The sequence below is a fragment of the Streptomyces sp. NPDC037242 genome (assembly GCF_055604165.1).
The window spans coordinates 60659-73988 of sequence record NZ_JBVJUY010000039.1 but is presented as its reverse complement, the minus strand read 5'-3'; the positions used below and the strand labels follow the sequence as shown (position 1 = coordinate 73988).

Genomic DNA, 13330 nt, shown 5'->3' with positions numbered 1-13330 from the left:
TTCGAATCCCGCGTGGTCGGGGCCGGGGGCCGCGGAGCTGGCTGGTGCGGCGGGCCCCCCCCCCCCCCACCGGCCGTCGGCCCGGTCCCGGTCCGGTCCGGTCAGGCGGCGAGGCAGAAGCCGTCGTACTGCGCCGTGGGGGACGTGGGTGACGTGCGGCCCCGGACCACCCGGCTCCGGGCGTGCCGGGCCAGCTCGTCACCGGCGAGCAGGAGCAGGTCGGCGAGGCCGAGCCCGAGGGCCTGGGCGGCGGCCGCGAGCACTTCGGAGGATGCCTCCTTGCGTCCGCGCTCCACCTCCGACAGGTACGGCATCGAGATCCGGGCCGCCTCCGAGACGTCCTTCAGCGTGCGTTCCTGAGCGAGCCGCTCGCGCCGCAGCACGTCGCCGACGAGGTCACGCCACAGGGGCTCCCTCGGCGCGCGTGGCTGGGGACCCCCCACGGGCCGCCGCGGGGCGCCGGCCGCCCGGCCGGAACCAGGCGACGGGGCCTGCGAGCGCAGGGAGATGACGCGGGACTCGTTCGGCGCATGGGTGCTCACCCCCTCACCCTAAGGATCCGGGGCGCGGGGGGAAGGGAGTGGACTTCTGCCCTGGGTGAAGCCGCGCCAGTGCCTGGGGCGACGCGGGTCCGGACGCCAGAGCGTCCGCAATGCCGGTCGGTCGTTACCCCGTTCGTGGTGCGACGTCGTCTGCGCCGCCCTACGGGGCCGGGGTGTGCAACCGCTTCCTCCCACCGTCCCAGCGCAGCCGGGTCGTTGCCGAAGTGCTGCCGGCTCGACGCGAGGTAGACACCGATCACCTGGTGCGGCTTGCCCCGGAGGCCGGCCAGGCTACGGGCTTCGCTGCGCCGGTGGATGGCCAGTGCCTCGGCGGCGCAGCCGGCCTTGCGCAGGAGCTGGCCAGGTCGAGGGCTGCGAACAAATGCCGTACTCCGTCGTAGCGGTTGCAGGTCGCCCGCCGTCTGCGGCGCGGTTCGCGGTCGGGGTCCTTGTGCTTGCCGCCGCGCTCGGCCCACTGCCGGCCCGGGTGGGGCATCAGGTTGAGCGGCCTGAACCATCCAGGCAGGAGACGACGTCGGGTTCGTCTTCCTCGGGTATGAGCTCCCCGTCGGCGATCGCGTAAAGGCGCTCGACTCGGGCCTTCTTGGTCGCGTAGTCGGGATCGCGGGAGGTCTTCCAGGTCTTCAGGCGCTGCAAGGAGCCGCCTTCCTCGCGGAGCAGGATGCGCAGGCCCTCGTGGCTGATGTCGTCGACCACCCCCTCGGCAACCAGGAAGTCGGCCAGTTTGGCCAGGCTCCAGGTCGAGAACGGCAGGCCCTGCTCGGCCGGCTTGGACTTCGCGGTCTTCTTCATCTCCCGGCGTTCCGGGAGGGTGAACGTCCAGGGCCGGCCGCCCCTGTACTTGGGGTAGAGCGAGGCGAAGCCGTCGGCGTTGAAGTTGTGGATCACGTCGCGGACCCGGTCCGCGCTGGTGAACGTCACCTCGGCGACCTTCGCCACCGGCATTCCCTGGGCGGACAGGAGCACCATCGGGGCCCGCCGCCAGGTCACCACCGACCCCGTGCCCCTGCGGATGATCCGCAGCAGTCCCTGCCCCTCGTCACCATCGATCTCCTGCACCCGCACCCGCTTGGTCACCGCCCACAGAATGCTCCCTCTATGACCCCGGAGAGGGAACCGTGCAGCTCACTATGAGAACAGCCGCACGACTTGCGCAGAATAGGAACATTCGCCAGCTGCCGACCGAAAGCGACCGCCATGAATCACCTTCCCGCGGACCCGACGGTGCTCCACCCGTTTCCCGACCAGCCGCGTGTGGTCCTGCTCAAACCGCTGGTGACTTCGCCGCTGATCGAGGTCGGGGAGTATTCCTACTACGACGACCCCGACGATCCGACCGCGTTCGAGACCCGCAACGTCCTCTACCACTACGGGCCGGAGAGACTGGTCATCGGGAAGTTCTGCGCGCTGGGCACCGGGGTGCGGTTCATCATGAACGGAGCCAACCACCGCATGGATGGACCCTCCACCTTCCCCTTCCCCATCATGGGAGGATCCTGGGCCGAGCACTTCGACCTGCTCACCTGCCTGCCCGGCCGGGGAGACACGATCGTCGGCAACGACGTCTGGTTCGGCTACAACACCATGGTGATGCCCGGAGTCCGCATCGGGCACGGCGCGATCATCGCCTCCGGCGCTGTAGTCGTGGACGACGTCCCCGACTACAGCATCGTCGGCGGCAACCCGGCCAAAGTCATCCGCACCCGCTACAACGACGACGAACTCGCCCGCCTGCTCGCCCTGTCCTGGTGGGACTGGCCCGCAGAACACCTCACCGAACACATCCGGGCCATCATGTCCGGCACCATCAACGACCTCGAAGAGATCGCACCCCGGACCTGAACCGACCCCGCACGAACATCACCCCGGGTCGGGGCGAACGTGCCTGGGGAGTGTCAGTTCCTTGGCTCTTCCAAGATTTTCGTAGGTGTTGATCGTCTTGGTGATCGGTCCCCGGGGCAGGGGCGTCGCTGCCAGGCTGGTGGCGTGTGTTGTCGCCATCGAGGAACTGCTTCCGCAGCTGGCCGGGTTACGGATCGAGCGGGTAGAGACCAGCCCGGTACCCGGCGTACCGTCCGCCAGGGAGAGGTAAAGCAGCGTGAGTCCGGAGAGCACCAGGTCTGCGCTCACCATGTGCCAGACGGCGTGCAGGACACGCTTGGGTTCCTCCGCGAGACCGCAGGACAGCAGCGGGCGGACCGCATCGCGGTGCCCGCCGACGATGTGTACTGCGGCCACGCCGAGCGCGGCGATCCCTGCCGCGAGAAGCCAGCCGTTCATCGGACCTCGATTCCTTTGGCCACGACAGCGGCCAGCGGTGCGGCCAGCTGCGGGTCAGGGTGTTCCCCGACCAGACCGATGTGGAAGAACACGGCTCCTGCAAGCGTGTCCAGGACCAGCTCCACGGGCGTTTCGGCCGTGATCTCCCCGCGTAGCACGGCCGGTGTCCGGGGGCGGAGCATGATCGGTGGTCGTGAAGACGGCCTCGAAGCCCAACTCCGGCTTGCCCGGCCACCGCCGGTAGATCGTGTCTTTACCGACACCGGCCCGCGCGGCCACCGCCCCGAGCGATGTCGCGGCGTATCCGACCTCGACCACCAGCTCCGCTGTCGCGCCGATGATCGCCTGGTGCGATCGGGGATCCCTGGGACGCCCCCTGGAGGGCAGAGAGGAGCTCATGACATTTACCTTACGGGTCGACCCGTAAGGTAAACAAGAGCATGTCCTGCCCTTCCGAACCGGAGCCGACGGCGCCTCTTCAGGCCGCCGGATAGCTGACGGGCGGGCCGAAGAACTCCTGGCGACCGCCAACGACGGCGTAGGTGAGCCCTGGGGGTACAGGCACAACCGCAACCGGAACGCGCCACGTTCGGACAGACCCCACCACCTCGGAGGCCCGTGTGAGTGTTGGGTAAGATGATCAAGGTTCAATCATCCTTAAGAAGCTCGGGGGAAATGAAATTGAGGACGTCCTCAAGATTTCTTGCTGTAGGAGCATCGGCTGCGGCCATGATGCTGGCAGCAACGGGGGTCGGCCACGCCGACCCTGCAGACACGCCCCTGGCAGCAACAGATCTCATCATCAACGGGTCCAAGAGTTGTCTGGAGATTGAGAACTCCAGCACGGCCAATGGGGCGAAGGCACAGCAGTGGGCGTGTGTCGGCCAGGGCGGGGCCAAGTGGAGGCTCTTTCAGGGCGGCGCACCCACCGAGTGGTGGATCGTCAACGAGAAGAGCGGCAAGTGCCTTGAGGTCGAAAACGGCTGGACGCACAACGGCGCCCCCGTACAGCAGTGGACCTGCACCCGCGGGTTGAAGCACCAGCTCTGGTTCATAGACGGCAACTCCATCCGGAATCAGGGAACTGGCAAGTACCTTGAAGTGGAGAACTCCAGCGGAGCCAACGGCGCCCGGGTTCAGCAGTGGCAGTACGCCAACGTGCGCGGCCAGGACTGGACCTTCAACTAGAAGCACTCAGGGCCGCCGCCACGCTAGTGTGAAGTACCCACTGCCGAATGGTTCGTGGGGAATAGCGAAGCCGAGCCCATGAAGGGCCCGGCTTCAGCTGTTTGGCTTATCCTGCTCCGCAGGCGAGTTTGACGTGGGATCCCGCCTCTCGCAGCGCCGGAGGGTCAGATCGCCCACTGCTGGTCGGCATACTTGGAATTGCAGTCGATCTGCTTGACGACGGCGTTGTTTTCGGGTGTCTGCCAAGGCACCCACATGCAGCGGTTGCTATTGACATTGCGGAGCTGGCGGTTGCCGTTGGAGGTACTTTCGATCTTCCAGAGCTGGTCGGCGTACTTGTCGTCGCAGTTGACCTGCTTGACGACGGCACCATTGCCAGGTGTTTGCCAAGGCACGTAGAGGCATCGCCCGTTATGGACGTTGCGGATCGAGTAGTAGCCGTCAACCGCTGGCAGAATGGTCCACCGCTGATCGTTATAGCCGGGCTCGCAGTCGATTTGCTTGGCGACGGCACCGTTGTCGGGCGTCTGCCAAGGCACGTAGAGACACCGGTTGCTGGTGACGTTCCTGAGCAAGACGCTGTCGGAGAGGATCTGATCCTCCCCATCCTGGGCCGCGACCCGTGTCTCTGCCGGGACGGTAGCCGAGGCCGAGGCGGGGTAGGTGAACCAACCAAGCGTGGCGAGGAGCAGCGCTGGCAGGGTCAGTTGGCGGGCGCGCGAGAGCATCAGGCAGGGTCCTTCCGTAGGCGGCCATGGATTGACCGTGAACTAGGGGCAATCGGCCCCAGGGCGAAGAATCAAGTATCAGAGTGAGATGCAGAAGAAAGATGTCTTTGATCTTGACGCTTGTCAAACGAATTCACGGTGACAACAATCACCGGCACTAGAGGGCAACCATGGCCCTCCCAAGGAGTCTCCTGCGCGCCCTGTGGCTGGTCCAACGCGCGGAGATCTATTGGGGATTGGCCGCACTTTTCCATGTTCAGACAATCAGCCATAGTCACGTCGGCCGATCTCCGCTCGCTATTTTCTGCGTCAATCTCCGCGGTGGCAGTGGGCACCGAACCTGGGAGTGGACCGCCAACCAAAGGCAGTGCCGCGACCGCCTCGACCCTCGGGCAGGTGCGGCCCGTGGTCGGCGGCTTGTACGCAGGTACGGCTCGCCCTCGTCCGTCACCATGGCCGCCAGCGCATCCGCCCAGGGGCGGGCGGCATGCCCACACATGCCGAGGACCCGGGCTGCGAAGAGCCGGTTGTCGGGCTCGGCGTCGGACAGCACGCGGGCCACAGCCGGGAGCAGCTCGGGTACGGCGGGGCGCCGGCGGCTGAGCATGTCGGCGGCGGCCCGTAGCGCGCCCGCGCGTACGGAGGGGTCTGGATGTGTCAGCAGTCTCCGGATCGCGTCAACCCGGTTCGCCCGGTCTTCTCCCAGCAGGCCGATCGCCCAGATGACCGTCGACGTTGATACGCCGCCGCCCGGCTTCCAGGTGGCCGGTTCACTGCCGCCGAACAACACCTCGGACACCGTCTGCGCGTACGTGCTGTCGTCCTGCCCTGGCAGCGCGCGGCGCAGGGCCTGCACGGCGAAGAGGCGGGTGGCGGGCTCCGCATCGTGCATCAGCTGTCATAGCCAGGTGAGGGCGTCGTCGCGCTGTGCGTCGGCGTGAGGGATCAGTGAGCCGACCGCATCGATGAGCTGGGCCCGCGACTCCTGTTCTGGCTCTCCGGTCCACCGCGCCCGGAGCGCCGCGATCGCTTCGTCGGCTCGGTGGCGGGCTTCGGCGAGGGCGTCGGCGACGGCGATGCGGTTCGGGGTCGCCGGGTCGTAGAGCAGTGGCAGCAGGGCCGTCACCGCCAGGTCCCAGGAGGCGGGCCAGGCCTGGGGGACGAAGCGGGGCTCCGCGGTGTTCGCCGTGTAGGCCAAAGCCCCGACGAGCTCGAGGAGCTCGCAGCGGACGGTCGGAGCGATGGCCGGATCGGCCGCCGCCTTGAGTACGTACACAAGGGCAGCCGGGGCCGAGGAGTAGATCGCGCCACCCTGGTGGTAGACATACGTGAGCAGGTCATCGCTGGCGTCAGCGGCTTTCTCCGGCCGGTACAGATCCCGAAGCATGCCAGGCACGTCCTCGGCGGTCCCGTAGGCGTGCTTCAGCTCCGCCCAGTCGATGGCATCGATCCCGCGAGAGCATCACTCATCAGTACCCCTCCCCGACCCGCTCCGCGACCGCAAAACCGCCATCGCAGCCGGGCACACCGCCCTGCCACAAAAATACGGCAGCCCGCGCGTGACCTCGTGCCCGTGAACCCTCCGGCGCAGAGTTCCAGCGCACGCGCCGGCTCGCACTGTCGTACCCGCATGCGAGGGTTGCCCACATAGTCGACCCGGAGAACAGATGACAGCCGCGTTGGAAAGAATGAAGCAGTTGCTCGGCGAGCCGGCCTGCTGGGGCTGGGCACGACCGTGCCTGTGGGAGGCCGCCGAGGAACACCTCGGTGTCCCGCTCCCCGCCGACTACAAGGCATTCCTCGACCTCTACGGGCCTGGCGCCTTCGACGGGTTCCTCTACATGGACCGGCCCGTGAACGGCACGACAGACGAGCTGGAACGGCTCTGGCCCGCGCACGGACGTAAGTCCCACCTCGACGAACCTGACCGTTACCCGTTCCCCTTCCGCCCCCAGCCCGGCGGCCTCATCGAATGGGGCGGAGAAGAAGACGGCACTGTCTACTACTTCCTACCCGAAGAGCCCGACCCGGCCGACTGGCGCCTCGTGGTCGAGACAGACGAGGGCGAGTGGCACGAGGCTCCCGGCCCCCTCACGGAGTTCCTCCTCAGCCTCGTCGAAGGCCCCCACCGGCCTTCCTTCCTGGGCCGCTACCGCCCCGGCCCCACCCTCCAGTACCACCAGACCCCCACCCCTTGACCCTGCGGCCAGCCCACAACGTGCTCGCCGGCTTACGTTCGTCGTGGTCGACATCACCGAGATCTACGTCCATTGGTACGCGGGCCGCTCGAAGAGCGAGCTGGCCGCTGCTGCCGCTGCCGCCCAGCTGACCCGCGCCCGCACATGTCCCGGTGGGTGGCGAGGGAGTCGTTCGCAACTGCGGCCATGCCGGTTCCGGGATGGGTTGCCCGCTCTTTCGCCGATCGCCGGCCGCCTCGCCTTCGGCCCCGCTGAGCTGTTGCGGAACGGTCATTGAGTGACCGTCAGATTCCGGGTGATACTTCGGCCCCCGCGGTGTCGCGTTCCTCCCGCGGGCAGTCGCTTGCCTTTCAGGGGGAATGACGTGCGCACACCTCGCAATCGGCGGACAGGGGCGGTCGCCTTGGCGGCCGTCGCCGCGATCGCACTCACTGCGGGCCTGACGACGTCTGTCGCGGCATCGCCCATATCCGGCCCATCCGACGCCAGACCGGGGCAGCAGCCCGCCCGACAGGGGTTCACCCAGCTGACCCTGATCACCGGGGACCGGGTCACCGTGGACGGCGAGGGGCGGCCGGTCGGCTTCGCCCCGGCCAAGGGCCGCGAGAGGATTCCCGTCTCGGTCCGCCGGGACCAGGGCCACAGCAGTTTCGTCCCGCTCGATGCCCAGCGCCTCGTCGACTCCGGCCGGCTCGACCCCCGGCTCTTCGACCTCACGGAGCTCACCCGGCCCGAGTACCTCAAGGCCCGCGGCGACCGGCTGAAGCTGATCGTCCGCTACGACGGCTCCGCCCCGGCCGCCCAGTCCGCCCTGCGTACCGATGACGGCTTGGGCGTCGACCGCACGTACGGCCTGCTCAACGCGCAGGCCGTCACCGCGACCCCGGCGAAAGCGGCGACCCTCTGGGAGGCCCTCACCGACCAGCAGGCGGGCACCACCCGACGCGCCATCACCTCCGGCATCGCCTCCGTCTGGCTCGACGGCATCCGTACCGCGCGCCTGGACAAGAGCACCCGGCAGATCGGTGCCGACAAGGCCTGGGCCGCGGGCTACGACGGCACCGGCGTGAAGATCGCCGTCCTCGACACCGGAATCGACGACACCCACCCCGACCTGGCCGGTCAGGTGGTCGCCTCAGAGGACTTCTCCGGCTCCGGCAGTACCGCGGACCGCTACGGCCACGGCACGCACGTCGCGTCCATCGCCGCAGGTACGGGCGCCAAGTCGGGCGGGAGCTTCAAGGGCGTCGCTCCGGGCGCCAAGCTCCTCAACGGCAAGGTCCTCGGCGACGGCGGCTACGGCGACGACTCCGGCATCCTGGCCGGTATCGAGTGGGCCGTCGCGCAGGGCGCCCAGGTCGTCAACCTCAGCCTCGGCGCCCCCGACTCGCCCGAGATCGACCCGATCGAAGCCGCCGTGAACCAGCTCTCCGCCGACAAGGGTGTGCTCTTCACCATCGCCGCCGGGAACGACGGGCGGTCCGGACCCGGCAGCATCGACTCCCCCGGCAGCGCGGACGCCGCCCTCACCGTCGGCGCCGTCACCGACGCCGACGTCCTCGCCGACTTCTCCGGCACCGGCCCACGGGCCGGCGACGGCGCCATCAAGCCCGACGTCACCGCCCCGGGCGTGGACATCACCGCGGCCGCCGCCCCCGGCAGCGTCCTCGAACGCCGGGTCGGCCAGGACCCGGACGGCTACCTCACCATCTCCGGCACCTCGATGGCCACCCCGCACGCGGCGGGCGCCGCCGCCCTGCTCAAACAGCAGCACCCGGAGTTGACCGGCGCCCAGCTCAAGGGCATCCTCACCGGCTCCGCAGAGCCCGGCCCCTACAGCGCCTTCCAGCAGGGCAACGGCCGGATCTCGATCCGCACGGCGCTCGGCCAGTCGGTGGTCCCCGAACCCCTCTCGATGATCTTCACCGGCGGGCAGTGGCCGCACGGGGACGACGCCCCCGAAACCCGTAAGGTCACCTACCGCAACCTGGGCACCGCCCCGGTCACCCTGAACCTGTCCGTCACCGCCACCGGCCCGGACGGCAAGCCCGCCCCGGCCGGCTTCCTCGCCTTCGCCGAGCCCAGCCTCATCGTTCCCGCCGGCTCCACCGCCTCGGTCGACCTCACCCTGAACACCCGGCTCGGCGGCTCCGTCAACGGCAGGTACACCGGGTACACGGTCGCTACCGCAGCCGGACAGAGCATTCGTACGGCGATCATCGCCGAGCGCGAGGTCGAGTCGTACTCGCTGACCGTCCGCCACACCGGCCGCGACGGCAAGCACGCCACCAGCTACTACAGCGCCATCCAGGGCGTGGGCGGGCCGGCCGCCGGCAGGCGCTTCACGAACCACGAGAACTCCACCTCCGAGACCGTCCGCGTCCCCAAGGGCAGGTACGTGCTCGACTCCCGCATCTGGTCCAACCCGGAGGAGCCCGGGGCGGCCGTCGACTGGATCTCCCAGCCCCGCCTCGACGTCACCCGCAACACCACGGTCACGGTCGACGCGCGCACCACCAAGCCGGTGGACATCACGGTGCCCTCGGCCACCGCCGCCCAGGAGTTCGTCACCCCCAACTACGAGCTGCGGGTGGGCGACGCCAGGTACGGCTTCGGCTGGTGGCTGAGCGCCTACGACCGCCTGCGCACCCGCGGCCAGGGCCCCGAACCGGCCGCCGGCAGCAGCCTGTTCCAGCAGTGGGACACGCATTGGCGGGACGGAGGCGACGAATACCACGCCGCGCTCGGCGGCCCGGTCCGCCGCCTGGCCACCGGCTATACCCGGCACGTGAAGGCCCCCGACCTGGCCACCGTCCTTGTCGAGCAGGGCACCTCGGCTTTCGACAAGCAAGGTGAGGTACGGGCCGTCGGCCGGCTCCCGGGGTCCGCCACCGCGAGCTCGTCGTCCGCGTGGCGGCCGGTGCCGACCACAGTGAGGATGTACCTGGCCGCACTGGACGGCGCCAGGTGGGAGCTGTCCGCGACCCAGTTCGGCGCGACCGAGGACGGCGACTGGCTCCCGGAGACCTCGTACGCCGATGAGCGCGCCTACGAGGCCGGCCGCACCCACGTGGAGCGCTTCGGCGCCGCCGTCGTCGGCCCACAGGCGGACTCCGCTGCCGGGCTCGGCCTCTACCGGGAGGGCGACCAGGTGTGGGGCACGCTGCCGCTGCTCGCGGACGGCGCCGGGCACAACGGCGCGAACCTCCTCGCCAAGGGCAAGACCGTGCTCTACCGCAACGGGATCGTCATCGGCACCCAGGACGCCGAACTCCGTGACGCAAAGCCCTTCACCGTCCCGTCCGGCGAGGCTTCGTACAAGCTGGTGGCCACATCCACCCAGGCCGAGACCGTCAGCCGTACCTCGTCGAAAGTGACGGCGACCTGGTGGTTCCGCTCCGGCACCACCCAGGCCGGCGCACCGGCGCAACTCCCCGCCTCGGTCGTCCGGTTCACGCCCGTGATCCGCATGGAGGGCACGTCCAACGCGGGGCACCCGCTCCCCGTACCGGTCACGGTCCAGGGCCCGGCAGCGGGCAAGGGGCTGAAGTCCTTGACGGTGGCCGTCTCCTACGACGACGGCTACACCTGGAAGACCCTGCCGGTCAAGGATGGCGCGGTCACCGTGCAGAACCCGCCGGCGGGTGGCCACGTCTCGCTGCGAGGCACGGTGATCGACACGGCCGGCAACAAGTCCGAGGTGACCGTCCTGCGCGCCTACCTCACCGACTGACCGGAACACGCGCGGCACGGCCCTGGAGGCGGGTCGCCTCCGGGGCCGTGCCCGCAGGTGGCCAGCCCGGCACTCACCACCACCGTGCCGCCGACGACCGCTGGCGCCGCCGGCACGGCTCCCCGGGCCACGGCCGCGACCACGTGCTCCCCTCGCTCGTACCGCCACACGCCGCTTGCCCGTCGTCGGCGGTGAACTCGCCCTGGGCACCCGGCAGTCAGTCGTGCTCGCGGACACCAACGGGGACGACCTCCGGCGCACCGTACGGCTGCCCTTCCCCGGCTGATTTCGAGGTCGCTCCCAGGAGGGCGGCGGCCGACGCCCGGGCCCGCGTCCGTGGGTCACTGAGCAGGGACGGGAACCGACGAGCCTGGCCAGCGCCGGGGGTCGTGCCCCCTCCCCACCTCGCGATGAAACCGACGCACACGAGACCACCTGGAGCATGGAGCATGTTCGTGGGACTCGGCGGAGCGCCTGCCGGTCGAATGAGTACGTGCTCCTGGGGCAGAGGAGGCTGCCTCCGGACGTCCCAGGTCAGCCGTTCAGCGACTTCATGAGCTCGGGGGCGTAGCGGTCTCCCGCAGCCACGCCGTGCGGCGCGACGACGTCGATGGAGGCCAGGTCGGCGTCCGTGAGGGTGACCGCGGTCGCGGCGACGTTCTCCTCCAGGTAGCGGCGGCGCTTGGTCCCCGGGATCGGTACGGCACCCATGCGCAGGGTCCAGGCCAGCGCGAGCTGCGACGGTGTGACGCCCTTCTCGTCGGCGAGGTGGCGGACCCGCTCGACAACGGCCAGGTTGCGGGCGAAGTTGTCCCCCTGGAAACGGGGGTCAGTGCGCCGGAAGTCGTCAGCGGCGAAGTCGTCCGGGCTGGTCACTGCGCCGGAGAGGAATCCGCGGCCGAGCGGCGAGTACGCCACGAGGCCGATCCCGAGCTCCTGGAGCGTGTCCCGGACGCCGTCGTGCTCGATGCCGCGCTCGAAGAGGCTGTACTCGGTCTGCACGGCGGCAAGCGGGTGGACCGCGTGGGCGCGGGCGATCGTGGCCGCGGATGCCTCGCTGATGCCGATGTGGCCGACCTTGCCGGCGGCCACCAGCTCGGCCATGGCGCCGATGCTCTCCTCGATCGGGACGTTCGGGTCGACCCGGTGGAGGTAGTACAGATCGATGTGATCGGTGCCGAGGTGGCGCAGCGACCGGTCCGCGGCGCGGCGGATGTACTCCGGGGTGCCGTTGTGACCCCGGAAGTCCCCCTCGTCGGTGAACTCGACGCCCGTCTTCGTCGCGACGACTGCGGCGTCGCGGCGGCCGGCGAGAGCCTTGCCGAGGAGCTGTTCGTTGATGAAGGGACCGTAGCCCTCTGCGGTGTCCAGCAGGGTCACGCCCAGTTCGAGTGCGCGGTCGATGGTGGCGAGGGACTCGGCCTCGTCGGTGGCTCCGTAGTGGGCGCTCATGCCCATCAGGCCGAGGCCTTCGGCTCCGACCTTCAGGCCCTGCGTGCCGAGCGAGCGGATCTCCATGGTGATCTCCTGAGGAGCGAGGATGTAACTAACTGGATAGTTTGAGCGTGAGGCACGGACGCCAAGATGTCAATAACTAGATAGTTACTTGCTAGGCTGGCCACCATGGCACGGGATTCCAGCGCAACGAAGGCACGACTGCTCGACGCGGCGTTCGCCGAATTCGCCGCGTACGGCATCGCCGGGGCTCGCGTCGACCGCATCGCGGAGGCAGCCCAGGCGAACAAGCGGCTCATCTACGTGTACTACGGCAACAAGGAGCAGCTCTTCGACGCCGTCCTCCAGCGTGCGCTGGAGACGGGTTCGGAGTCGGTGCCCTTCGACGCCGAGGACTTGCCCCGGTACGCAGGTGCCGTCTTCGACCACCTCGTGGCCCGGCCGGACCTGATGCGGCTGGTGCAATGGAAGCAGCTGGAGCGGCCGGGCAGCGGCGACGCCGAGGCGGAGTCCTACCGGGCGAAGATCGCCGCGGTGGAACGGGCGCAGCGGGCGCAGCTGATCGACCCGGCACTCGATCCGGCGGACCTCCTCACGCTGGTCGTGGGCCTGGCCCAGGCCTGGACGGGCGCCGTGGGCGGCCCGGCAGCCGGCGTCCCGGAGGCCGCCTGGCCGAAGGAGCGGCTCGCCCGGCACCGCGAGGCCGTGATCGAGTCAGTACGACGAGTGATCCGGCCGGCGGAGGCGTAAGTACGGGGCTGCGGCACGGCGGCGCACTTGCGGCCGGCCGGCGCAATGCGTGGTCTCCTGACCGGCATTTTCGGTGGGGCAGTTGGCCCCGAGGCGGGTCAGGCCGGTGACGCTCGCCGGGGTCCGGATCATGGGCAAGGGGGCATCACGCCCCCCTTGCCGTTGACGTTCTCCCGCGCCATAGCACTGGCTTCGACTCCTCCCCGGCAGGCTCCTCGAACGTCAGGGTGCCGGCGGCCCCGGAGTCCCGCGACCGGTGTGAGGTCAGCTGGGGTGGGCTGACCGGGCGAGCCCCCGAAGCTCCGGCGCCCGCTCCGTGGAAGGAGGTGTCCGGTGGCGTTCTCGGTACGGGAGGGGTAGTCGCCGTCGAAGTCGGTTGCGGGGTGGGCGAGGAGTTGGGCTGCCAGCGGTCGGTGTTCGTCGCGGAAGGCCAGG

At 69.4% G+C, this 13330-nt stretch carries 12 protein-coding genes and 3 pseudogenes; 6 read left to right on the top strand and 9 right to left on the bottom strand.

The features are described from left to right. Nucleotides 1-101: 101 nt before the first annotated feature. Nucleotides 102-542, bottom strand: coding sequence for a helix-turn-helix domain-containing protein (locus ACZ7GJ_RS33510; protein WP_470757069.1), 441 nt, complete (start codon nt 540-542; stop codon nt 102-104). 358 nt (nt 543-900) lie between these two features. After that, nucleotides 901-1640 (bottom strand): annotated as a pseudogene (locus ACZ7GJ_RS33505) (helix-turn-helix domain-containing protein); the annotation flags it as partial. A gap of 120 nt (nt 1641-1760) precedes the next feature. Here ACZ7GJ_RS33505 and ACZ7GJ_RS33500 point away from each other — a divergent pair. Beyond that, nucleotides 1761-2405: a CatB-related O-acetyltransferase gene (locus tag ACZ7GJ_RS33500; protein WP_470757067.1), complete on the top strand. Its 645-nt coding sequence runs from the start codon at nt 1761-1763 to the stop codon at nt 2403-2405. Between the two features lie 18 nt (nt 2406-2423). Here the strand turns inward: ACZ7GJ_RS33500 and ACZ7GJ_RS33495 are convergent, their stop codons facing one another. The 3 genes and pseudogenes from ACZ7GJ_RS33495 to ACZ7GJ_RS33485 all read right to left on the bottom strand — a co-directional run. Next, nucleotides 2424-2843 carry a hypothetical protein gene (locus ACZ7GJ_RS33495; RefSeq protein ID WP_470757065.1) on the bottom strand — a complete coding sequence of 140 codons (420 nt, stop codon included), beginning with the start codon at nt 2841-2843 and terminating at the stop codon, nt 2424-2426. Beyond that, entirely contained in the window at nt 2840-3025 is a 186-nt protein-coding gene (locus ACZ7GJ_RS33490; protein WP_470757091.1) for a hypothetical protein, read from the bottom strand. The genes ACZ7GJ_RS33495 and ACZ7GJ_RS33490 overlap by 4 nt, the downstream gene beginning before the upstream one ends. A 91-nt stretch (nt 3026-3116) precedes the next feature. Further along, nucleotides 3117-3242, bottom strand: a pseudogene (locus tag ACZ7GJ_RS33485) (TetR family transcriptional regulator); the annotation flags it as partial. A 330-nt stretch (nt 3243-3572) separates the two neighbouring features. Between ACZ7GJ_RS33485 and ACZ7GJ_RS33480 the strand changes: the two are divergent. Further along, nucleotides 3573-4031 carry an RICIN domain-containing protein gene (locus ACZ7GJ_RS33480; RefSeq protein WP_470757063.1) on the top strand — a complete coding sequence of 153 codons (459 nt, stop codon included), beginning with the start codon at nt 3573-3575 and terminating at the stop codon, nt 4029-4031. A gap of 164 nt (nt 4032-4195) precedes the next feature. Here the strand turns inward: ACZ7GJ_RS33480 and ACZ7GJ_RS33475 are convergent, their stop codons facing one another. The 3 genes from ACZ7GJ_RS33475 to ACZ7GJ_RS33465 form a co-directional block, all read right to left on the bottom strand. Continuing rightward, nucleotides 4196-4759 (bottom strand): RICIN domain-containing protein, encoded by a 564-nt coding sequence (locus tag ACZ7GJ_RS33475; RefSeq protein WP_470757061.1) that lies wholly within the window; start codon nt 4757-4759, stop codon nt 4196-4198. A 274-nt stretch (nt 4760-5033) separates the two neighbouring features. Beyond that, nucleotides 5034-5651 (bottom strand): HEAT repeat domain-containing protein, encoded by a 618-nt coding sequence (locus tag ACZ7GJ_RS33470; protein WP_470757059.1) that lies wholly within the window; start codon nt 5649-5651, stop codon nt 5034-5036. 6 nt (nt 5652-5657) lie between these two features. Further along, on the bottom strand, nt 5658-6146 hold the full coding sequence (locus ACZ7GJ_RS33465) for a hypothetical protein (RefSeq protein WP_470757057.1): 489 nt from the start codon (nt 6144-6146) through the stop codon (nt 5658-5660). Nucleotides 6147-6426: 280 nt separating this feature from the next. On the opposite strand from ACZ7GJ_RS33465, the gene ACZ7GJ_RS33460 reads away from it, so the two are divergent. The 3 genes and pseudogenes from ACZ7GJ_RS33460 to ACZ7GJ_RS33450 form a co-directional block, all read left to right on the top strand. Continuing rightward, nucleotides 6427-6957, top strand: a complete 531-nt coding sequence (locus tag ACZ7GJ_RS33460) for an SMI1/KNR4 family protein (protein ID WP_470757055.1) — start codon at nt 6427-6429, stop codon at nt 6955-6957. 403 nt (nt 6958-7360) lie between these two features. Then, the gene (locus ACZ7GJ_RS33455) at nt 7361-10690 is read left to right on the top strand and encodes a S8 family peptidase (RefSeq protein ID WP_470757053.1); all 3330 of its coding nucleotides are present in this window, start codon (nt 7361-7363) and stop codon (nt 10688-10690) included. Nucleotides 10691-10764: 74 nt separating this feature from the next. Then, nucleotides 10765-10976, top strand: a pseudogene (locus tag ACZ7GJ_RS33450) (YjbQ family protein); the annotation flags it as partial. Nucleotides 10977-11224: 248 nt separating this feature from the next. On the opposite strand, the gene ACZ7GJ_RS33445 reads toward ACZ7GJ_RS33450, so the two are convergent. Further along, a complete protein-coding gene (locus ACZ7GJ_RS33445; protein WP_470757051.1) occupies nt 11225-12208 on the bottom strand; it encodes an aldo/keto reductase in 984 nt (327 codons plus the stop codon). 105 nt (nt 12209-12313) lie between these two features. Between ACZ7GJ_RS33445 and ACZ7GJ_RS33440 the strand changes: the two genes are divergently transcribed. Beyond that, nucleotides 12314-12895, top strand: a complete 582-nt coding sequence (locus tag ACZ7GJ_RS33440; RefSeq protein WP_470757049.1) for a TetR/AcrR family transcriptional regulator — start codon at nt 12314-12316, stop codon at nt 12893-12895. Nucleotides 12896-13330: the final 435 nt, after the last annotated feature.